General features: G+C 63.5%; 15 protein-coding genes, 1 other RNA gene, 1 pseudogene and 1 other annotated feature. Of the genes and pseudogenes, 9 read left to right on the top strand and 8 right to left on the bottom strand.

The genetic code is table 11. The features are described 5' to 3' along the window. Positions 1–790: 790 nt before the first annotated feature. The 8 genes and pseudogenes from ACP2WS_RS06605 to ompA all read right to left on the bottom strand — a co-directional run bounded on the left by ACP2WS_RS06605 (position 791) and on the right by ompA (position 8,357). A protein-coding gene (locus ACP2WS_RS06605; protein ID WP_426460074.1) for an IS3 family transposase occupies positions 791–2,016 on the bottom strand; the annotation gives its coding sequence in 2 pieces (ribosomal slippage) (positions 791–1,728 and positions 1,728–2,016; 1,227 coding nt in all). After that, positions 1,622–1,738, bottom strand: a sequence feature (AL1L pseudoknot). It overlaps the preceding gene by 117 nt. Positions 2,017–2,200: 184 nt before the next feature. Continuing rightward, positions 2,201–3,010 (bottom strand): annotated as a pseudogene (bla, locus tag ACP2WS_RS06600) (class A beta-lactamase); the annotation flags it as partial. Between the two features lie 377 nt (positions 3,011–3,387). Then, positions 3,388–3,774: a transfer-messenger RNA gene (gene ssrA, locus ACP2WS_RS06595) on the bottom strand. Positions 3,775–3,935: 161 nt separating this feature from the next. Next, positions 3,936–5,228 carry a hypothetical protein gene (locus ACP2WS_RS06590; protein WP_426460072.1) on the bottom strand — a complete coding sequence of 431 codons (1,293 nt, stop codon included), beginning with the start codon at positions 5,226–5,228 and terminating at the stop codon, positions 3,936–3,938. Between the two features lie 108 nt (positions 5,229–5,336). Continuing rightward, positions 5,337–5,855: a hypothetical protein gene (locus ACP2WS_RS06585; RefSeq protein ID WP_426460070.1), complete on the bottom strand. Its 519-nt coding sequence runs from the start codon at positions 5,853–5,855 to the stop codon at positions 5,337–5,339. Positions 5,856–5,863: 8 nt separating this feature from the next. Next, positions 5,864–6,568 carry a phosphoglycolate phosphatase gene (gph, locus tag ACP2WS_RS06580; protein WP_426460068.1) on the bottom strand — a complete coding sequence of 235 codons (705 nt, stop codon included), beginning with the start codon at positions 6,566–6,568 and terminating at the stop codon, positions 5,864–5,866. Between the two features lie 15 nt (positions 6,569–6,583). Further along, positions 6,584–7,348 carry a bifunctional 2-polyprenyl-6-hydroxyphenol methylase/3-demethylubiquinol 3-O-methyltransferase UbiG gene (gene ubiG, locus ACP2WS_RS06575; RefSeq protein ID WP_426460066.1) on the bottom strand — a complete coding sequence of 255 codons (765 nt, stop codon included), beginning with the start codon at positions 7,346–7,348 and terminating at the stop codon, positions 6,584–6,586. 409 nt (positions 7,349–7,757) lie between these two features. After that, a complete protein-coding gene (gene ompA, locus ACP2WS_RS06570) occupies positions 7,758–8,357 on the bottom strand; it encodes an outer membrane protein OmpA (RefSeq protein ID WP_374493587.1) in 600 nt (199 codons plus the stop codon). Positions 8,358–8,624: 267 nt separating this feature from the next. Here ompA and gyrA point away from each other — a divergent pair, with 267 nt between their 5' ends. The 9 genes from gyrA to lapB all read left to right on the top strand — a co-directional run bounded on the left by gyrA (position 8,625) and on the right by lapB (position 21,380). Then, a complete protein-coding gene (gene gyrA / locus ACP2WS_RS06565; protein WP_426460064.1) occupies positions 8,625–11,297 on the top strand; it encodes a DNA gyrase subunit A in 2,673 nt (890 codons plus the stop codon). A gap of 152 nt (positions 11,298–11,449) precedes the next feature. Continuing rightward, on the top strand, positions 11,450–12,007 hold the full coding sequence (locus tag ACP2WS_RS06560) for a DUF2059 domain-containing protein (RefSeq protein ID WP_426460062.1): 558 nt from the start codon (positions 11,450–11,452) through the stop codon (positions 12,005–12,007). Positions 12,008–12,071: 64 nt separating this feature from the next. Further along, entirely contained in the window at positions 12,072–13,208 is a 1,137-nt protein-coding gene (gene serC, locus ACP2WS_RS06555) for a 3-phosphoserine/phosphohydroxythreonine transaminase (RefSeq protein WP_426460060.1), read from the top strand. Positions 13,209–13,395: 187 nt separating this feature from the next. Further along, entirely contained in the window at positions 13,396–14,481 is a 1,086-nt protein-coding gene (gene pheA / locus ACP2WS_RS06550) for a prephenate dehydratase (protein WP_374493579.1), read from the top strand. Between the two features lie 48 nt (positions 14,482–14,529). Continuing rightward, positions 14,530–15,414 (top strand): prephenate dehydrogenase, encoded by an 885-nt coding sequence (locus tag ACP2WS_RS06545; RefSeq protein ID WP_426460058.1) that lies wholly within the window; start codon positions 14,530–14,532, stop codon positions 15,412–15,414. 24 nt (positions 15,415–15,438) lie between these two features. Next, positions 15,439–17,526 carry a bifunctional 3-phosphoshikimate 1-carboxyvinyltransferase/cytidylate kinase gene (locus tag ACP2WS_RS06540; RefSeq protein WP_426460056.1) on the top strand — a complete coding sequence of 696 codons (2,088 nt, stop codon included), beginning with the start codon at positions 15,439–15,441 and terminating at the stop codon, positions 17,524–17,526. A gap of 149 nt (positions 17,527–17,675) precedes the next feature. Continuing rightward, positions 17,676–19,361, top strand: a complete 1,686-nt coding sequence (gene rpsA, locus ACP2WS_RS06535; RefSeq protein WP_374493573.1) for a 30S ribosomal protein S1 — start codon at positions 17,676–17,678, stop codon at positions 19,359–19,361. Between the two features lie 205 nt (positions 19,362–19,566). Next, a complete protein-coding gene (locus tag ACP2WS_RS06530) occupies positions 19,567–19,899 on the top strand; it encodes an integration host factor subunit beta (protein WP_374493572.1) in 333 nt (110 codons plus the stop codon). Positions 19,900–20,201: 302 nt separating this feature from the next. Beyond that, on the top strand, positions 20,202–21,380 hold the full coding sequence (gene lapB, locus ACP2WS_RS06525) for a lipopolysaccharide assembly protein LapB (RefSeq protein ID WP_374493570.1): 1,179 nt from the start codon (positions 20,202–20,204) through the stop codon (positions 21,378–21,380). The last annotated feature ends 95 nt before the right edge of the window (positions 21,381–21,475 follow it).

Genomic DNA, 21,475 nt, shown 5'->3' with positions numbered 1-21,475 from the left:
TCCACAATCAAGTCCATCCCGCACCAACAAAGGCAGTGCGATGGAAAAACACGACCACTGGGCTGTTGTTCGCCTTCGTTGACCCACACCTGATGCCTGACCGGCACCTTTTCCATGACGCTCACGACCGGGGCTTTTGACCCAAGCCGCTCATGGTGGTTTTCATCTTCCACCTTAACAAGGTGTCTTTGAAACCGGCAACAGCCCAGCCCGAAGATCTCGTGCAATGAGTTCGAAGTAGGAAACGTCCGTAAGTTGGCGTGGCTGACGTCCAGGACGAAGGCGGCCAGTCACTCTAACGTAGGCCCCGTTCGTCATGTGTGCAGTATCTGCTTTACCGTAGTCATCGGCAGACAAAGATACCTTAGCCCTTACCGTCTCCCCTTCATCGGGGAGCAAAAGCGCCAAGATGACATCACCGGATCTACGACCGCTTTCATCCATCGCACCATCTAGCCGCTCGACTGTACCAATAAAGGACTCTTCGAGATGCTGCTCCTGCGTTCTCAATTCCCTTCGGACCTCTTCAATCCGAGAGAAATAGTCCTTCTGAATTCTGATGACTCGTGAACTAACGCTCTGGGGAACAGCATGTAAAGCAGACCAATCAAATCCAACGTCCAGAGAGTTGTCTACTACCTCGTCGTGCATCGCTGAAAGCGCTTCGCACAAATTTGAGGAGATCAAGGGGGATGCCTGACTTTTCAGATTCGACACCAATGCATCCAATGTGTCCGCCTCGATAGCAGAGTGAAGCGCCCCGGGTTTCGCAGAGGCCAGTTGGTTTAAGTCAGACAGTCGCGGTCTGACCAGCGCGTTGTTGATGGTAGTTTGCCTCGAACTCTGCGGGCGGGACATTACCAAGTGGCCCCATCAACCGATGGTGGTTGAACCAAAAGACCCATTCCAGCGTGGCCAGCTCGACGGCCTGCTTGGTCTTCCATGGGCCACGGCGGTGGATCACCTCGGCCTTGTACAAGCCGTTGATGGTTTCGGCCAGGGCGTTGTCATAGCTGTCGCCCTTCGAGCCGACTGACGGTTCGATCCCGGCCTCGGCCAGTCGCTCGCTGTAGCGAATGCAGAGGTATTGCGAACCCCTGTCGGAATGATGAATCAGACCATCTTCCTCGGACGGCTTACGGTCGTACAGGGCCTGCTCCAGTGCGTCGAGCACGAAGTCTGTGTGCATGGAGCTGCTCTGGCGCCAACCCACGATGCGACGGCTGAACACATCAATGACGAAGGCCACATAGACCCAGCCCTGCCAGGTCGATACGTAGGTGAAGTCCGAGACCCACAGCTGATTGGGCCGATCAGCCCGGAATTGGCGATTGACCCGATCAAGCGGGCAAGACACCTTCGGATCAGCCATGGTGGTGCGCTGTGCCTTGCCTCGGCGCACACCCTGCAGGCCTTGCTGGCGCATCAGCCGCTCGACGGTGCAGCGCGCCACAGTAACGCCCTCGCGATTGAGTTGCAGCCAGACCTTGTCTGCGCCGTAGACCTGCAGGTTGGCGTACCACACACGTTGAATCTGCGGCACCAGCACCGCATCGCGCTGGGCTCGCAGCGAGCGCAAGCCTGGCTGCCGCTGACGTGCGGCATGAAGCCAGTACGCGGATGGGGCAATCTGCAAGACGCGGCAGATCGACTCGACCCCAAACTGCTGGCGGTGCTGGTCGACGAAGGCCTTCAGGACTTGATGCGGCGGTCGAGCTCCGCCTGGGCGAAAAACGCGCTGGCCAGCTTCAGGATCTCGTTGGCCCGGCGCAGTTCACGGTTCTCTCGCTCCAGATCTTTGATGCGTTGAGCATCTGCGGTGGTTACGCCGTCACGTTGACCGGCATCCACCTCGTGCTGGCGCACCCAGGTGTGCAGGGTTTGCGGCACGCAGCCAATCTTCTCGGCAATCGATTCGATGGTCGCCCATTGCGACGGGTGCTCTGAGCGGTGCTCCAGCACCATGCGCACGGCGCGCTCACGGACCTCAGGCGAAAACTTTGCGGACTTCTTCATGGCTCCATTCTCCAGTGTTGGAGCCTCCGCGAAACCCGGGGCGCTTCACGATGCCGTGCTGGAGAAGGTGATGCGCCGCCCCTGGCCCAGCAGTTGGAATGCCCAGACACAGGTACTTCCCGGTACTTTCCAGGGTTGAACTACCGGCACCCGAAGAGGACATCGGGGCGAACGACGCACTCAGTCAGCGGCCAAGAGCGTCCGCTAACACACTGCCCAACCTCGCGATTGCGGCATTGCTGTCTGCCATCGGTGCAGATGTCTGCGTGATGTATATGCCTACAACGACGGGGTCGCGGTCTTTAGGCCAGATGACAGCGACGATTGATCGTGAGCCATGGCCGCCAGCACCAGACTTGTCAGCTATAGACCAAGTGCGCGGGAGGGTCGCACGTAACAGCGCGTCAGCGACCTTATCGTTAATCATCCAGTCTGTCAGCAACGCGCGCGAGTCCTCCCGCAGCACGTCGCCAAGAATGATGCGGCGCAGGCTTTCAACGATGGCGTTCGGTGTGGTCGTATCGCGCAAGTCGTTTGGGGTGGCTTCATTCATCTCCGGTTCTTTGCGGTCGAGCCGGGTATGCGGGTCACCGATGTCGCGCATAAAGACCGTGAAGGCCTGGGGCCCACCGATCGCATCTGTAACGATGTTGGCGGCCGTGTTGTCACTCCAACTGACGGAGGCTGCGCAAGCTTCGCGCAAAGTCACTTGTCCACCCGTCTTTTCCATCACCGGCGAGTAGGTGACGAGAGAGGCGCGTTCAATGGAAATGACGTTCTCCAGCGCCAGCACGCGCCGATCAACTTGCTTCAGAAGCGCGGCACACGAAAACGACTTATGCGTGCTGTTCAGAGGAAACCGCTCATCGCCCCTGTGGGCCCAACGGGTCCTGTCCTTTGCATCGAATACCGCCATGCCGATACGCGCGCCCAACCGCGCTTCTTCAGCCTGAACAGCTTTTGACAGAGTGCCAACCTCTAGGGCGTTAGCAGATGGCGAAAAGGTTGTGAAGGTGGCGACGGCGATGGCCACAGTCCGGAGCAGGTAGGAAAAGTTCATCAGGGAATGTTAGTAGGGCTTTTTCTCGCGACAGAATAATGCGTAGCAAAGCATATTGTCACCCTGAGTCGCCACCGCTACAGGAGTTGCCAACCACAACCGACCGCCTCTAAACCCGCGCCAGCAAAGGAAATGGCCTCGAGAACGCTCGCGTGGCCACCAGAGAAAACGGAGAACAGAGAGGCGTCGGCGGGGGCAAAAACGACGACTTCGCAGGGGTGGCGCTCGCGAGGCCATGCCCGGAAACCGCGCCAACACTGGGGGAACGGGCAAAAAAAATCCCAACCGATGAGGGTTGGGATTTTGGGTATTGGTGGAGCTGGGGGGAATTGAACCCCCGTCCACAAGCCTTTTTCGTCCGGTTCTACATGTGTAGCCATCTGGTTTGATCTCACCTGTCATGCCGCACAGTGGCACGCTGCATGTCAGGCCAGCTCCCTTGAATCTTGTCGCGTGCCAAGGAGCACGGCACACGACCAGTCAATGTGAATTAACCTTGCAGCCTGGAATGGTCAGATTGCTCTGACCACCCCTTGCCCAACCCATTGACAGGCTGTTGCAAGGCCCGCTGGCTTAAGCAGCGAGTGCGAAACGTTCGTCGTTTGCAGTTACTTTTTTGAATCGAGATTTACGAGCGTGACTCAAGCTCGACATGCCCCGCAACGCTTCCGAACCCGTGTCGAAACCAGTGCAGCCCCTTGAAAGGAATGTGCATTCTAGCCTGTCCTGCCTCGGGATGCGACTCCCATGCTGCAGACTGTGTTGCCCACGGATCTCCACATGGGAGCCTTTGACACGATTTCAAGAGATTGCCCCCTGTGCATGTACCACAGTGCCCCGCCTCCGCCGACCTCCTCTCTCAGGCTCCGGGCAGTCCTCGCTGCCGTGCAAACTCCGCACGCGTTCTTTGCACGTCCTCCCGCGTCACGCAACGAGCAAAGTGCTGGGCGGCCGCCTCGGCGGCATGCGCCATGCGCCAGGCCTGAAAATCGGCGCTCTGCCACGGGTCGGCCACCATGTAGCCCACTCGGTCGGTGCATTGCGTGCCCTGAACGCTGCAGCTCCTCCGCGTGGCCGCATAGAGCACCCGCCCGTCCCGGGTGATGCCAGGGAAGGCGCTGGCCAGCAGCACATCACCCGCTCCCTGTGCTGGGGGCGCGAGATTGAAGGCGCGGTGCAGCGCGCGCACGTACCACCAGATCTGCGCCCGGTACTCATAGGCCAGTGGCGCTCTGCCGCCCGCGCCATCCGCAAAGCCAAACACGGTCTTGCCACTTGCCTGCAGAAAGGTGTCCTGCAGATGACATCCTTGCCCGTCGGTCCCAAACGCGAAGATGCGCATGGTGGGCTGTCCCTGCACCGGCATCTGCGGCATGGCCGCAAACTCCGTGCCATCGACCGAGATCATGGGCAGTGCATACATGGCGCCGTCCTCGTGCACGCGCGCGCCGCAGAGGTATTGGACCCCGCTGTCCTGCACGATGCGCTGGGAGCGCGTGTCGACCGTCAGCGTGCGTGCGGACAGTGCACCCTCCCCCTGATGTTCGTCGCCCCCGCTATTGGGCCAGCTGAGCGAACGGATGCGAATCTCTCCCTCCCGCTCCCCCGGCAGCTCGGCAGCCGCCGCATAGAAGCCCGTCATGCCACCCCGAAAAAGCGCACGGGCGCCGCGCTCATGCTGCAGCACATCCGCCAGTCCATAGTGCGCGCCATCCGTATCCACCAGATACCGCCAGCTGCCCTGTACAGGAAACGCCTCGTTGGAAAACGGAGTGCGATAGGCACGAAGCACCTGTCCCTCGAACGCGGGCAGTTCCATGAGGCTCACATTGCCCAGCCCCGCTCCGGAATAGGATCGCAGCACGAACCGGCCATCCGGGCTGAAGCGCTCATAACTGCCCAGGGCCACCACGTTCTGTCCACCGGCATCCCGGCCAGTCCCAGCCACCTGCGCCGTCAGCTCCATGAAGGTGTTGGGCGCAATGCAGGAGCCTGCCTCCACACCTGCCGGCGAGGACACCGCCGCGCCTGAGGCACCGAACCCTAACCCTGCCGCTGCCACGCTCCATCCCGCCAGTCGCTTCTGCCATGCAGCAGCTCTTCTGGCCTGGGTGGACGGGTGCGGCACATAGCCGGAATGTCGATGTGTCATGCTCTGCTTCCTGATCCTTGTATGCCCGCGAAGTGGCTTGAACAACGCATGGACACGGCACAGAGGCGATCTGCCGACTCTGCCCCATGCACACCGTGTCATGTCATCTCATGGATGATGGTCTGCCACCCGCAAGCCGATGCCCTGGCGCCAATAGGAAGGCGGCATGGCTCCCACCAGCGGACGCGCTGCCAGATGCCCTGCATGCAACACCCATGCGGTAGGAAAGTGCCGATAGCTGTCACGCTGCTCCAGCACAGGAGCGCACAGGGGTTGGCTGTGGACCAGCACATTCTGCTCCGGACGTATCGCCGCACGGGCAGGTACCGCCTGCACGGCCTCCTGTATTTCAGTGGACGGCACCCGGCCATCGTGCACCGGAACAAACTGCACCCCCATGTCTGCTGCCACTGCCGCTACCTCGTGCGCATGCTCGGCCGACAGCACCATGCGAGGCGACCATACATACAGAAGAATCGGGTGATGTCGGCTCTCGGCCAGCAGGCGCTGCACGCCCGCATCATCGAGACAGGTTGTGGCGGCCCCCCTCTGCAAAGCCGTCTTCGCGCAGACCGCACCGCCGAGAACGAGCAGCCACAGCAGTGCCGCCCCCTTCAGGGCAGTCATCCACCGGCTCACGAAACCGCCACTCCCAGAAGACGGGCCACTTCACGGGGATGCTCCGCCAGGGCATCAGCTCCCCAGGTCGCTACGTCATGTTCACCCAGATAGCCCCAGGTAGCCGCCACTGCGGCCATGCCGGCAGCCCGGGCAGCTTCCATGTCGCGCCGGTCATCTCCTACATAGAGGCACTCCAGCGGGGGAATTTCCAGACGGCGTGCCGCCTCGAACAGGGGCTCTGGATGAGGCTTGGAATGCGGGGTGGTGTCTCCGGCAATCACGACGGCTGCCTTGGCCAACACGTCCATGCCCCGCACCAGGGGCAGCGTGAACCGCTCCGACTTGTTGGTGACGATGCCCCAGGAAATGTGCGCGCCTTCAAGCGCCTGCAGCAGCGCTGGCACCCCCTCGAACGCATAGGTGTGATCCAGAAGATGGTCTTCGTAGCTCCTGAAGAACTCTTCCCTGAATTCCGGAAAATCGGGATGCTCCGGCGTCATCCCGAACGCCACGCCCAACATGCCCCGGGCACCTGCTCCGGCCATGGGACGGTAGGCCGAGGCAGGCAGAGAGGGCAGCCCGCGCCGGGTACGCATGCGATCCACCGCAGCCCCCAGATCCGGAGCACTGTCCACCAGAGTGCCATCAAGATCAAACAGCACCAGCCGACGCTCTGGAAAAGAAACCTCGGGCACATGTCCCGCGTGCTGTGCCGCCATGGTGTTCGCCACGCCTCACCCTGCCCGGCGGCACGCCAGCAGATAGTTGACCTCCACCCGGTCATCGAGCCAATAGCGCTGATTCAAGGGGTTGTAATGCAACCCCCGCATATCCGTCACCGACAGCCCGCTGTCGCGCGCACTGCGCACCAGCTCGCTGGGTTGAATGAAGCGCGCATATTCATGCGTGCCGCGCGGCACCAGATTCAACAGATATTCAGCTCCCACGATCGCCAGCAGAAACGACTTGGGATTGCGGCCGATGGTAGAGAAGAAAACCCATCCTCCAGGCTTGGCGGCCGCCGCACAGGCCCGTACCACCGACGCTGGATCGGGCACATGTTCGAGCATCTCCATGCAGGTGACCACATCGAACTGCCCCTGCTCTTCGGCTGCCATGTCTTCGGCGCTGATCTGACGGTATGAAAGATGCTCAACCCCTTCCTCCAGCGCATGCAGCTGGGCGATGCGAAGCGAATCCTCGGCCAGATCGATGCCGGTCACATCTGCCCCGACCTGCGCCATGGATTCCGACAGAATGCCTCCCCCGCAGCCTACATCCAGCACCCTGCGTCCAGCCAGCTGGACGTGCTCCTGAATCCAGCCCAGGCGCAGAGGATTGATGGCATGCAGGGTTCGCAGCACGCCGTTGCGATCCCACCAGTCGGTGGCAAGACGGGCAAACTTGCCGATCTCGGCAGGGTCCACATTCGAAGCAGCAGAAAGCTCGGCGCTGGCCTGCCGAGAGGATGGAGAAGAAGTCAGAAAGGATCGTTCCATGGCATGCATTGTGCCCCAAAAGGACATCCCTCCCATCACGGCGCGCGGCAGGAAGCAGCCCCACCGTCTGACTGGCACCATCGAGGCTCCGCCCTACAGAACAAGGACACAATAGGCCTGTACTCCCTCACAGCATGAGGGGGAGAGCCTCCTTTCACGCAAGGCTCTTTCTGCATGTGGCCGCAAAGCCCTGAGCTCCCTGTCTCACCCGCTGGACCATGCGGCTGGTGCAGACTCAGAGTACAAGGAAGCCCTCCCCCGGGCACCCCATGCATCCCATGCGTATGGGTGCATGCATGGTGCAGGTAGAAACTGCAGAGACGGCAGATGTCAACCTGCGAGAGGCATGAAAAAAGCCCCGCAGAGCGGGGCTTTTTTGGTGAACAGTCTGCGTGAGCAGGAGCTGCGATCAGCGGGTGCCGACCACTTCCACTTCCACGCGACGGTTCTTGGCGCGACCAGCAGCAGTCTTGTTGGTGGCCACGGGTTGGCTTTCGCCCTTGCCTTCCACATAGATGCGGTCAGCGGGGATGCCACGAGACACCAGATAGCTCTTCACGGCATTGGCGCGACGCAGGGAGAGCTTCTTGTTGTATTCCACGGTACCGATGGAGTCGGTGTGGCCGGTGGCGATCACGGCTTCGAGGTTCAGACCCTTGATCTTGTCAGCCAGATCGTTCAGGGTAGCCTTGCCAGCGGGCTTGATGATGGACTTGTCGAAGTCGAAGAACGCGTCGGCAGCATAGGTCACCTTGCTGGCCACTGCTGCAGGAGCAGGAGTGGGAGCAGGAGCAGGCTGGGCCACCACGGCGCCATCGCAGCCAGGAGCTGCGGTAGCGGGCGTCCAGGAGCTGTCGCGCCAGCAGAGTTCGTTGGTGCCGTTCTTCCACTGGAGGTTGCCATGGCTGTTACGCCAATTGTCGCTGTTCGTGGTGGAGGGAGAAGCCACAGCAGCACCTGCCACTGCGATCGTTGCGAACAACACTGCCACTTTGTTCAGTTTCTTCATGTTTATCCTCTTGATAGATACCACAGCAGGAGCTGCAAGATTATGCGAGTTTCAAATGCTTTCGAGCGTAACCCGTCGAGCCCATTGTGCCACAGCACGCATTCACTGTAACCGCACTTCGTGGGCCCCGGCGTGGCCCCTCAGGGGAAAGCAATCTGTTGTTGCCACATTGCCACAAGCCTGCATGGCAATGGCCCGAATATACCGCATCTCCGATACCGCTAGAATGGTACGCATCAAGAAAATGCATCAAGAACCGGTTTTCGCATGACAGAATTTGCCAAGGAAACGCTGCCCGTCAGCCTCGAAGAGGAAATGCGGCGCAGTTATCTCGATTACGCCATGAGCGTGATCGTGGGGCGTGCGCTCCCCGACGCGCGCGACGGACTCAAGCCGGTGCACCGAAGGGTGCTCTATGCCATGCACGAGCTGAGCAACGACTGGAACCGTCCGTACAAGAAGTCGGCCCGCATTGTAGGCGATGTGATCGGTAAATATCACCCGCACGGCGACAGTGCCGTGTACGACACCATCGTGCGCATGGCGCAGGATTTCTCGCTACGGCACATGCTGGTGGACGGACAGGGCAACTTCGGCTCGGTCGACGGCGACGGCGCGGCTGCCATGCGGTACACCGAGATCCGGCTGGCCAAGATCGCCCACGAGATGCTGGCGGACATCGACAAGGAAACCGTCGATTTCGGCCCCAACTATGACGGCAGCGAACAGGAACCCCTGGTACTGCCGAGCCGCCTGCCGAATCTGCTGGTCAACGGCTCTGCAGGCATTGCTGTTGGCATGGCCACCAACATCCCGCCCCACAACCTCAACGAGGTGGTGGATGCCTGCCTGCATCTGCTGGCACACCCCGATGCGACCATCGACGAGCTCATGGAGATCGTCCCGGCACCCGACTTCCCGACTGCCGGCATCATCTACGGCATGCAGGGGGTGCGGGAGGGCTATCGCACCGGCCGTGGGCGCGTGGTGATGCGGGCGAAGTGCCACTTCGAGGACATCGACCGCGGACAGCGTCAGGCCATCATCGTCGACGAGCTGCCCTACCAGGTCAACAAGAAGACGCTGCAGGAACGCATTGCAGAGCTGGTGCACGAGAAGAAGATCGAGGGCATCAGCCACATCCAGGACGAGTCCGACAAGTCCGGCATGCGGCTGGTGATCGAGCTCAAGCGCGGCGAGCTGCCCGAGGTGGTGCTCAACAACCTCTACAAGCAGACGCAGCTCCAGGATACGTTCGGCGTGAACATGGTGGCGCTGGTCGATGGCCAGCCCCGCCTGTGCAACCTCAAGGACCTGGTGCGCATCTTCCTGCAGCACCGCCGCGAGGTGGTGACACGCCGCACGGTGTACACCCTGCGCAAGGCGCGCGAGCGCGGGCATGTGCTCGAAGGGCTGGCAGTGGCGCTGGCCAACATCGACGAGTTCATCCGCATCATCCGCGAGTCGCCCACGCCTCCGGTGGCCAAGGCGGAGCTGATGGCCCGCAGCTGGGACAGCAGCCTCGTGCGCGAGATGCTGACGCGCGCGCGCACCGACGGATCGGTCATCACTGCCGACGACTACCGCCCCGAAGGGCTGGCACGCCAGTTCGGGCTGCAGCAGGATGGGCTGTACCGCCTGAGCGAGGTGCAGGCACAGGAAATCCTGCAGATGCGCCTGCAGCGCCTCACGGGTCTGGAGCAGGACAAGATCGTTGCCGAGTACAAGGATGTGATGGCCGAGATCGAGGATCTGCTCGACATTCTGGCTCGCCCGGAACGGGTGAGCACCATCATTGCCGAGGAGCTCGTGGCCCTGAAGAACGAGTTCGGGCAGAACAAGATCGGCGTGCGGCGCAGCCAGATCGAGCACAACGCCCAGGAGCTGGGAACCGAGGATCTGATCACGCCCACCGACATGGTGGTGACGCTGTCCCACTCGGGTTACATCAAGAGCCAGCCCCTGTCCGAGTACCGTTCCCAGAAGCGCGGGGGACGTGGCAAGCTGGCGACTTCCACCAAGGAAGACGACTGGATCGATCAGCTGTTCATCGCCAACACGCACGACTACATGCTGTGCTTCTCCAACCGGGGGCGCCTGTACTGGCTCAAGGTCTGGGAAGTGCCGACCGGAAGCCGTGGCTCGCGCGGACGTCCGATCGTCAACATGTTCCCGCTCGAAGAGGGCGAGAAGATCACGGTGGTGCTGCCGCTCACCGGCGAGATGCGGACCTTCCCGGATGATCGCTTCGTGTTCATGTCCACGAGCATGGGGACGGTCAAGAAGACCTCTCTGGCCGAGTTCAGCAACCCCCGCAAGGCAGGCATCATTGCCGTGGCCCTGGACGATGGGGACTTTCTGGTGGGCGCAGCGCTCACCGACGGCCAGCACGACGTCATGCTCTTCAGCGACGGCGGCAAGGCGGTGCGCTTTGACGAGAACGATGTGCGCCCCATGGGGCGTCTGGCCCGCGGCGTGCGCGGAATGGCGCTCGAAGACGGCCAGCATGTGATTGCCATGCTGGTGGCCGAAGATGAATCGCAGAGCGTGCTCACAGCCACGGAGAATGGCTTCGGCAAACGCACCAGCATTGCGGAATACACCCGTCACGGACGCGGCACCAAGGGGATGATTGCCATCCAGCCCAGCGAGCGCAACGGCAAGGTGGTGACCGCGACCCTGGTGCATGCGGACGACGAGATCATGCTCATCACCGACACCGGCGTGCTGGTGCGCACGCGCGTCTCGGAAATCCGGGAGATGGGGCGTGCCACCCAGGGCGTGACCCTGATTGCCCTGGATGCGGGCGCACGCCTCATCGGCCTGCAGCGCATCGTAGAAAACGATGCGGCCGATGACGAGACTCCGGACGACGCCGATCAGGAGCAAAATCCGGAAACGCCCCCGACCGATGCTGGAGCCTCTGCCGACGAATCCTGATATGCCCTGCGTGTCGATGGTGCCCGTCAGCCATCCTGTTCCGATGAACGGTGCGGGGTCAGGGCCACACGGCACGCAGTCCTGCGGAGCAGTCGATCTGACTGCCTTTCCGCCATCCCTTTCCACCGAACGTCTTACCGAACGATCCGATCATGCCGATTTCCTTCCGCTCCCTTCCCTCCCTGTGTGCCGGCACTGTGCTGGCCGTGTCTGCCATCTGCGCCGCAGCACCTGCCATGGCGCAGGATGCCGCCAGAACCGATCTGGCTACGCGCATCGTCAACCTGCAGAAGTCGCAGGACATGGATCCGCTGATCGCGCAGCTCGCCAACTCTGCGACCCAGGTGGTGGTGTCGCACTGGCTGCCCCAGCTCGACAAGCTGCCTGCCGCACGCCAGAAGGCCGCTGCCGACCAGCTGGACGCCGAGCTGCGCAAGTTCAACGAATCGAACGTGCGCACCATCAAGGAACGCAACGACAAGGTGGCACTGGAAGTGCTGGTACCCGCCTATGCCGAACGCTTCAATGCCGATGAGCTGCGCCAGCTGCTCACCTTCATGGAGTCGCCGGTGGTGAAGAAGTACTATGCCGCCAACCCGCAGATGGCATCCCTGCTGGCAGAGAAGCTGGTCGAAGCCACGCGCTCCGAGGTGGATGCCCATATCAAGGATTTCGACACCCGCGCTGCCCATATCCTGGGACGCAAGTAAGCACCCCCTCTCCAGGCGATCTGTCCCTGTTCGTCCGCTTTTCACTTTTCCGTTTCCGATCCCCATGTCTGCCCCTGCTCTGCGCCCCTACAACTTCTCCGCCGGCCCTTCGACCCTGCCCGAACCCGTGTTGCGGCAGGCTGCCAGCGAGATGCTGGACTGGCACTTTCCGGATGGGCGCTCCAGTGGCATGGGAGTGATGGAGATGAGCCACCGGGGGGAGGCCTTTGGGGTCATCCTGGACCGCGCGGTCGCGGACATCCGCGAACTGATGGCGGTGCCGGAACATTTCCACATCCTGTTCATGCAGGGGGGTGCGATTGCCGAGAACGCCATCATCCCGCTCAATCTGAGCCGGGGCGAGGCAGCCAGCTTTGCCGTGACCGGGGGCTGGAGTCAGAAAAGCCAGACCGAGGCAGCCCGGTATTGCGACTCGCTGTTTGCCACGCAGACCGGCACTGCCGGCGCGGATGGGCGCATGGCCTACACCCACATTCCGGCCCCCGAGACCTGGACACTCGACCCCCGTGCCCGCTATGTGCATCTGTGCAGCAACGAGACCATTCACGGCGTGGAGTTTCAGGAATTGCCGAATCTGGCGGCGCTGGGCTGCGACGCACCGCTGGTGATCGATTTCTCTTCCAATGCCGCCTCGCGCCCCGTGGACTGGAACCGTGTGGGCCTGGCCTTTGGCGGTGCGCAGAAGAACCTGGGCACGGCCGGAGTCACGCTGGTGATCGTGCGTGATGACCTGCTGGGCCATGCCCTGCCGCACTGCCCGAGCGCCTTCGATTTTGCGAATGTGGCCAAGAACCACTCGATGTACAACACGCCGCCGACCTATGCGATCTACATCATGGGGCTGGTGTTCCAGTGGATACGCGCCCAGGGTGGGGTGGCTGCACTGGAAGTGCGCAACGCGGCCAAGTCCCGCCTGCTGTATGACTTCATCGATCGGTCGGACTTCTACGTCAACCGGGTGGATCCGTCTTGCCGTTCGCGCATGAATGTGCCTTTCTTTCTGGCCGACGAATCCCGCAACGCCGATTTCCTGGCCGGAGCACAGTCGCGCTGCCTGCTGTCGCTCAAGGGACACAAGTCGGTCGGTGGCATGCGGGCCAGCATCTACAACGCCATGCCGCTCGAAGGCGTACAGGCGCTGGTGGGCTATATGCAGGACTTCGAGCGCCACTCTGCCTGAGATCCGGGACCTGCGTGCAGCCAGACTCATGCGGCCGCACCGGGGTCTGTCCGTTTCCTCGTGTGTGTCGGGCATTCCCGCTCGTCCATGCCCCGGGGGCACCAGAAAGAAACACGCATAGCTCCTTCGGGGAAGTGTGCGAAGCAGTCCTGCAGGTCTTTTTGCCCCCTGTTTTCATCGCCAAGCCATGACAAGAACCATTGCCGAACTGCGCGTTGCCATCGACAGCGTCGACCAACAGCTCCTCCAGTTGCTCAACCAGCGCGCCGCCCTGGCCAACGAGGTAGGCCACATCAAGCGCGTGGAAGGCTCGCAGGTATTCCGGCCGGAACGCGAGGCCCAGGTGATCCATGCCCTGCAACAGGAAAATGCCGGCCCGCTCAGAGACAACAACGTGGCACACATCTGGCGCGAGATCATGTCGGCCTGCCGCGCCCTGGAAGCCCCGCAGCGCGTGGCCTACCTGGGACCTGCCGGCACCTTCAGCGAACAGGCGGCCGAGTCGTTCTTCGGCGTGAGCATCGACCATGTGCCCTGCGTGAACTTCGACGAGGTGTTCGACGCCACGGCCGCCGGACGGGCCGATTTTGGCGTGGTCCCGGTCGAGAACTCGACCGAGGGTGTGGTGGCTCGCACCCTGGATCTGTTTCTCAACTCCCCGCTGCACATCATCGGCGAGACGAGCCTGCTCATCCGCCACAATCTGCTGCGCGCACAGGACGGGCTGGAAGGCATCGAGGCCGTATACGCCCATCCGCAGGCCCTGGCGCAGTGCCAGAACTGGCTCAGCACCCACCTGCCGCACGCCGAGCGCCATGCTGCCTCGAGCAATGCGGAAGGTGCCCGCCTGGTCGCAGGCAATCCGCGCTGGGCAGCCATTGCCAGCACCCGGGCCGCCACCCAGTTCGGCCTGCACGTGGTCGCCCCGGCCATTCAGGACGAGCCCTACAATCGCACCCGGTTCGCGGTGATGTGCCTGCCGCAGACGCTGGCCATGCCCGAAGCCTCGGGCAATGACTGCACGAGTCTGGTGCTGTCGGTGGTGAACCGGCCCGGTGCGCTCTATGAGCTCATCGAGCCGCTCAAGCGCCACGGAGTCTCCATGACTCGCTTCGAATCGCGCCCTGCGCGCTCGGGCCAGCAGTGGGAGTACTTCTTCTACATCGACCTGCGGGGCCATATCAGCGAACCGCACATGGCGGCTGCGCTGCATGACCTGCGGCCGCTGTGTGCCTACTACAAGGTGCTGGGCTCGTATGCCATCAACGGCTGAGTCCTCGCCCCGGGTCGTTCTGTTGTCTTTGCACTGGAAACCGTCGTCATGTTCCAACGTCTTGCCCTGATCGGCTGTGGCCTTATGGGTGGCTCCCTGGCCCTGGCCCTGCGCCGCGCCAGACTCGTGCAGCACGTGGTGGGCTACAGCACCCAGCCTGCCGACCTGCAGACGGCCCTGACCCTCGGCGCCATCACGGATGCGGCGGGCTCGCCCGAAGAGGCTGTCCGCCAGGCCGACCTGGTGATTCTGGCCGTGCCGGTGGCTGCCACGCGCAGCGTGCTGCAGGCGATCGCCATGGCGCTGCCCCCCCATGCCGTGGTCATGGACGTGGGCTCGACCAAGCAGAACGTGATCGAAGATGCACGCACGACCCTGTGCGCACGCCTGGGCCAGTTCGTGCCGGCACACCCCATTGCGGGCAAGGAAGTGGCCGGCATCGCCCATGCGGATGCCGAGCTCTACCGCGGTCGCCAGGTAATCCTCACCCCGGACCGCCAGACACGCATCGGCCCCCTGCAGCAGATCACCGCCATGTGGGAGGCCCTGGGATGCCGCGTGCTGACCATGACCCCCGCCGCCCATGACGCCACCTTTGCCGCCGTGAGCCACCTGCCGCACATGGTCGCCTTTGCACTCATGCACAGCATCCTGCATCAGGACGATGCCTCCGACATGCTGGCGCTGGCCGGTTCCGGCTTCCGGGACTTCACCCGCATCGCGGCCAGCAACCCCGACATGTGGCGGGACATCTTTCTGTGCAACCGTGAACAGATGCTGCTGCAAACCCAGGAGCTGATCCAGTCCCTGCTGGCCTTTTCCGAAGCCATTACCGCCTCGGATGGACCGCGCCTGCGCACCCTCATCGACGAGGCCAGCCGTGCGCGCAGCCAATGGCACATGACCACCCGCGACGAAAACGCCCTGCCCTGACGCCCCCTGCCCCCCCTGACTCGCATGTCCACCGACTTCCGCCCTCCCTTTCTCGATATTCCGCCCCTTCTGCAGGCGGGTGGCACCGTCCATCTGCCAGGCTCCAAGAGCATCAGCAACCGGGCCCTGCTGCTCTCCGGCCTGTGCGCCGGACACACCACTCTGCAGGGGGTGCTCGATTCGGACGATACCCGCGTCATGCTGGCGGCGCTGGCAGCCATCGGCTGCAGCATCCAGCGCACCGGGGCCGACACCGTGGACATCACCGGCATCGGCGGACAACTGCCGAACGGCGTGGGTGCAGATGCGGCATCGCCGCTCGAACTGTTCCTCGGCAATGCCGGCACAGCCATGCGCCCGCTGACTGCCGCCCTGGCCATGCTGGGCGGCCACTTCACCCTCACCGGCGTGGCGCGCATGTACGAACGCCCGATCGGCGATCTGGTGGACGGCCTGCAGCAGCTTGGCTGTCACGTCTCCTACCTGCGGGAGGCCGGCTTTCCGCCCCTGCGCATCGCGCCGCGCGACCCGGCTGCCGCAGAGGCCTCTGCCCCCGCGCACATCACGGTGCGGGGCGACGTATCGAGCCAGTTCCTCACCGCCCTGCTCATGGCGGCTCCCCTGGCGCGACACACCACCACCATCGCCATCGAGGGCGAGCTGATCTCCAAGCCCTACATCGCCATCACCCTTGCGCTCATGCAGCGCTTCGGCGTGCAGGTCGCACGTGACACGGAAACCGGCTGGCGCAGCTTCACGATCGCCGCAGACGCCTGCTACCGCTCGCCCGGCACCTATCCTGTGGAAGCGGATGCCTCCTCGGCGAGCTACTTCATTGCGCTCGGAGCCCTGGCGGCGACAGAGACCGGCATCACCGTCCAGGGCGTGGGCGCCGACTCGATCCAGGGCGACATTCGCTTCATCGAGGCCGCCTCTGCCATGGGGGCCCGCATCACCAGCACCGCCACCAGCATCACCATCCACCGGGAACGCTGGCCGCTGGCCGCACTCGATCTCGACTGCAACCACATCCCCGATGCCGCCATGACACTCGCCGTCATGGCCCTGTATGCCGACGCACCCTCCACCCTGCGCAACATCGCAAGCTGGCGGGTCAAGGAAACCGATCGCATCGCTGCCATGGCCCGCGAGCTGCGCAAGCTCGGAGCCTCGATAGAGGAAGGCCCCGACTTCCTGCGCATCACCCCCCCCTCCGCCACCGGGTGGCGCACGGCCAGCCTGCACACTTACGACGACCACCGCATGGCCATGTGCCTGTCGCTGGCGGCCTTCAATCCCGCCGGCCTGCCCGTGCGCATCGAGGACCCTGCCTGCGTAGGCAAGACCTTCCCGGAATACTTCGACGCCTTTCTGTCCGTGTGCAGCACGCGGGCGGCCGACATTCCCGTCCTGTGCGTCGACGGTCCCAGTGCCAGCGGCAAGGGCACACTCTCGGCGGAACTGGCGCGGCAGCTCGGCTACCACCTGCTCGACTCCGGCGCCCTGTATCGCATCGTCGGCCTCGCTGCCCGCCGCACGGGCCTGCTCGATGCCGACTCCCTCTCGCAGCCTTCCCTGCCCGCCCGTGTGGGAGCACTGGCCGCCAGCCTGCAGATCCGCTTCGGCAGCGCCGGCACCATCTGGCTCGGCGACGAGCCCATCGGCGAGGCCATCCGCACCGAGGAAGCGGGCCGCGATGCCTCCATCGTCTCGGCCATGCCTCCCGTACGGACCGCCCTGGTGGAGCTGCAGCGCGGCTTCCGGCGCCTGCCCGGACTCGTGGCCGACGGCCGGGACATGGGCACCGTGATCTTTCCCGATGCCCCCCTCAAGGTCTTTTTGACGGCCAGCGCCGCCACACGCGCCGAGCGCCGCCATAAACAATTGATTTCCAAGGGGATTCCCTCTAGAATAGACGACCTTCTGGCCGACCTCGAAGCCCGCGACGCGCGCGACACCCAGCGTGCCGTGGCACCGCTTCGGCCGGCCGACCATGCCCACCTCCTCGACAACTCCGACATGGACGTACCCACGTCCGTAGATCGAGTGCTGTCCTGGTGGGAGGCAACCCGCCCCTTCGGGAGCGCCACCCCGGCACACTCTGCCGCGTGAGGCCCTTCCCGGGAGGCATCCGTTCCGTGGCATCCGCTGCGGTGTTTTTGCAGTCCAACCCCGCGACCTCCGTGTCGCAATGACCGCTGCAGGCGACTTGTGACCGGCGATGGTGCCGCTCTGTTCCCGTCTGCAGATCAGGAAACTCCATGTCTGAATCTTTTGCCGCCCTGTTTGAAGAATCCCTGAAGCGCGCCGAAATGCGCTCGGGTGAAGTCATCACCGCCGAAGTGGTGCGCGTCGAACGCAACCACGTGGTCGTCAACGCCGGCCTCAAGTCCGAAGCCTACGTGCCGATCGAGGAATTCAAGAACGACCAGGGCGAAGTCGAAGTCCAAGCAGGCGACTTCGTGTCCGTGGCCATCAGCAGCGCTGAAAACGGCTTCGGCGAAACCATCCTCTCCCGCGACACCGCCAAGCGCCTCGCCTCCTGGCTGGCCCTGGAAAAGGCGCTCGAATCCGGCGACTTCGTCACCGGCACCACCACCGGCAAGGTCAAGGGCGGCCTGACCGTTCTGGTCAACGGCATCCGTGCCTTCCTGCCCGGCTCCCTGGTCGACACCCGTCCCACCAAGGACCTGACTCCCTACGAAAACAAGACGATGGAGTTCAAGGTCATCAAGCTGGACCGCAAGCGCAACAACGTGGTGCTGTCCCGTCGTGCCGTGCTCGAAGCCAGCATGGGCGAAGAGCGCGCCAAGCTCCTGGAAACGCTCAAGGAAGGCGCCATCGTGCACGGCGTGGTCAAGAACATCACCGAATACGGTGCGTTCGTGGACCTCGGCGGCATCGACGGCCTGCTGCACATCACCGACATGGCATGGCGCCGTGTCCGCCATCCGAGCGAAGTGGTGCAGGCTGGTCAGGAACTCGACGCCAAGGTGCTCAAGTTCGATCCCGAAAAGAACCGCGTCTCCCTGGGCCTCAAGCAGCTCGGCGACGATCCGTGGCTGGGCGTGAGCCGCCGCTATCCCCAGGGCACCCGCCTGTTCGGCAAGGTCACGAACATTGCCGACTACGGTGCGTTCGTCGAACTCGAACCCGGCATCGAAGGCCTGGTGCACGTCTCCGAAATGGACTGGACCAACAAGAACGCCGCTCCCAACAAGATCGTCTCCCTGGGTGACGAAGTCGAAGTCATGGTGCTCGACATCGACGAAGACAAGCGCCGCATCAGCCTGGGCATGAAGCAGTGCAAGGCCAACCCCTGGCAGGAATTCGCGCAGGACACCAAGCGCGGCGACCGCGTCAAGGGTCCGATCAAGTCCATCACCGACTTCGGCATCTTCGTCGGCCTGCCCTCCGGCATCGACGGCCTGGTGCACCTCTCCGACCTGTCCTGGAACGAGTCCGGCGAAGCCGCCGTGCGCAACTACAAGAAGGGCCAGGAAGTCGAGGCCGTGGTGCTGGGTGTGGATGTCGACCGCGAGCGCATCAGCCTGGGCATCAAGCAACTGGACGCCGACGCCTTCACGACCTTCGTGTCCGTGAACGACAAGGGCCAGACCGTGAGCGGCAAGGTCAAGAGCGTGGATGCCAAGGGCGCTGAAATCGACCTGGGTGACGACGTGACCGGCTACCTGCGTGTCAGCGAAATCAGCCAGGACCGCATCGAGGACGCCAGCCAGGTGCTGAAGGTCGGCGACGAAGTCTCCGCCGTCATCACCAACATCGACCGCAAGGGCCGCAACATCCAGCTGTCCATCAAGGCCAAGGATGCTGTCGACCAGCAACACGCCATGGCGGAAATCAACCAGTCCTCCGCACGCGACCACGCCGGCACGACCAGCCTGGGCGCCCTGCTGCGTGCCAAGCTGGACAACGGCAGCAACTGATCCCCTTCCCGGGCATCGTTGCCGCCCGGCACGGTGCATCGGCATCCCTTTGCGGATGACCGGTGCCCGAGCCGGGAGCTGCTCCCCGCACTCCTGCCTGTCCTTGTGGCAGCAGGCCCTGCGGGGGGTTTGCAAAGCAGGCTGGATCACCTCGGTGGTACCGGCCTTCCCTGCAAGCCCACGCCTCTGCATTTTTCCCTCTTTCATGACCCGATCCGATCTCGTTGACGAACTGGCCGCCCTGTTTCCGCAGCTGCCCCACCGCGATGCCGAAATGGCGGTCAAGACCATTCTGGACTGCATGGCCGACGCCCTGGCGCGGGGTCACCGCATCGAGATCAGGGGATTCGGCAGCTTTTCCATCAGCCACCGTCCTGCACGCATGGGGCGCAATCCCCGCAGCGGCGAAAGCGTGGAGATCCCCGAAAAGCGGGTACCCCACTTCAAGCCCGGCAAGGCCCTGCGCGAAGCCGTGGACCGACAGGGCGACCACGATGACGCGCCCCCTGCCGGCGAAGCGCGCGTGGCCAACGGGTGAACCCGCTCATCCTGCGCGCCACCCTTTCCTCTCTGGCCACGCAGGGAACGTCCTTCCCGTGTCCCGTCGCCGAGTCGCGGGCTCTGCTGCACTTCCTGTGCGCAGCACCACAGCGCTCCCCGATCGCCCCTGCGCATGCCAGGCGGCAAGGCGGTAGACTCCTGATCGCGCCCATTCCCGCGTCAGACTGGTTTTTTGCCTCCTCGCATCCCTGTTGCCGGATGGTTTTCTCTGGGGACAGAACAGTCGCCAGGACCGCCTGACACTGCAGCTGCTTCGGGCGCACTTTCTCACGCACACCTATGCAAATCGACTCCCTGTGGTTTCTGCTGGCGCTGCCCATCACCTTCGGGCTGGGCTGGCTGGCCTCCCGCCTCGACCTGCGCCAGCTGCGGCTCGAACATCACAGCGCGCCACGCGCCTACTTCAAGGGACTCAACTACCTGCTCAACGAACAGCAGGACCGCGCGATCGACGCCTTCGTCGAAGCGGTACAGAAGGACCCGGATACGGCGGAGCTGCATTTTGCGCTGGGCAACCTCTTCCGCCGCCGCGGAGAATACGAGCGGGCCGTGCGTGTGCACGAACATCTGCTGGCCCGCGCCGACCTTCCGCCGGAAGACCACGAGCGTGCGCAATACGATCTGGCCAAGGACTTCCTCAAGGCGGGTCTGCTCGACCATGCCGAAAACGCCCTGCGCAAGCTCGAACACAGCCGCTATGCCCAGCAGGCCCACCTGGCCTTGCTGCACATCTACGAACGGTCGCGCGACTGGAAGCAAGCGGGCGAAGCAGCCCTGCAGCTCGAGCGCAGCGGCATGGGCGACTTCAGTCAGCGCCGTGCCCACTACCTGTGTGAAGAAGCCGAACAGCTCGCTGCCGGTGGGCACCACGAAGCCGCCCAGGCGCTGCTGGAAAAGGCCCGCCAGACCGCACCGCAGGCAGCACGTCCCCGCCTGCAGCTGGCAGAGCTCCACGCCGCGCAGGGAGAGCCGGCCGCCGCCTTCGATCTGCTGGAAGAATCGCTGCGGGCCATCCCTCCGTTCGCGCCGCTGATCGCCACGCCCTATGCACGGCTGGCACCGGCACTGCAGCGCACGCGACACGCCGTGCAGGTCCTGCAGGATCTGCAGGGCCAATCTCCATCGATCGACCTGGTCGAAGCACTGGTCACGCTGGATGGCGCGCCCGATGCCCCCACGGCCCTCGGTGGTGCGCCCCTCGCAGGCGCTGCAGAGCGCTATATCGCGCACCTGGAGAACAATCCCTCTCTGATCGCGGCCACCCGCTGGCTCGACCGGGAAAAACTGGCCGACGATCCCCACCAGCCCGAGGTAGACCGCGCCCTGCAACGCGCCATCAAGCCGCTGGCACGCTACCGCTGTGCGGCCTGTGGCTTTGAGGCACAGCAGCATTTCTGGCACTGCCCGGGCTGCCAGAGCTGGGACAGCTATCCTCCTCGCCGCGTCGAAGAGCTGTAAGCGACCGCGGGCTGTCCCGTGCGCACAGCCAGCCATTCTGTCGACACCCAAAAGGACACGGGCTTTCACGCCTCGCTGCGTCTCCATGCAGTGAC

Origin of the sequence: Brachymonas moutaii (nom. illeg.) (genome assembly GCF_049977365.1) — a bacterium.
Lineage (GTDB): Bacteria > Pseudomonadota > Gammaproteobacteria > Burkholderiales > Burkholderiaceae_C > Brachymonas.
The sequence above is the reverse complement of the archived record's forward strand: the minus strand, read 5'-3'. Positions and strand labels throughout refer to the sequence as shown.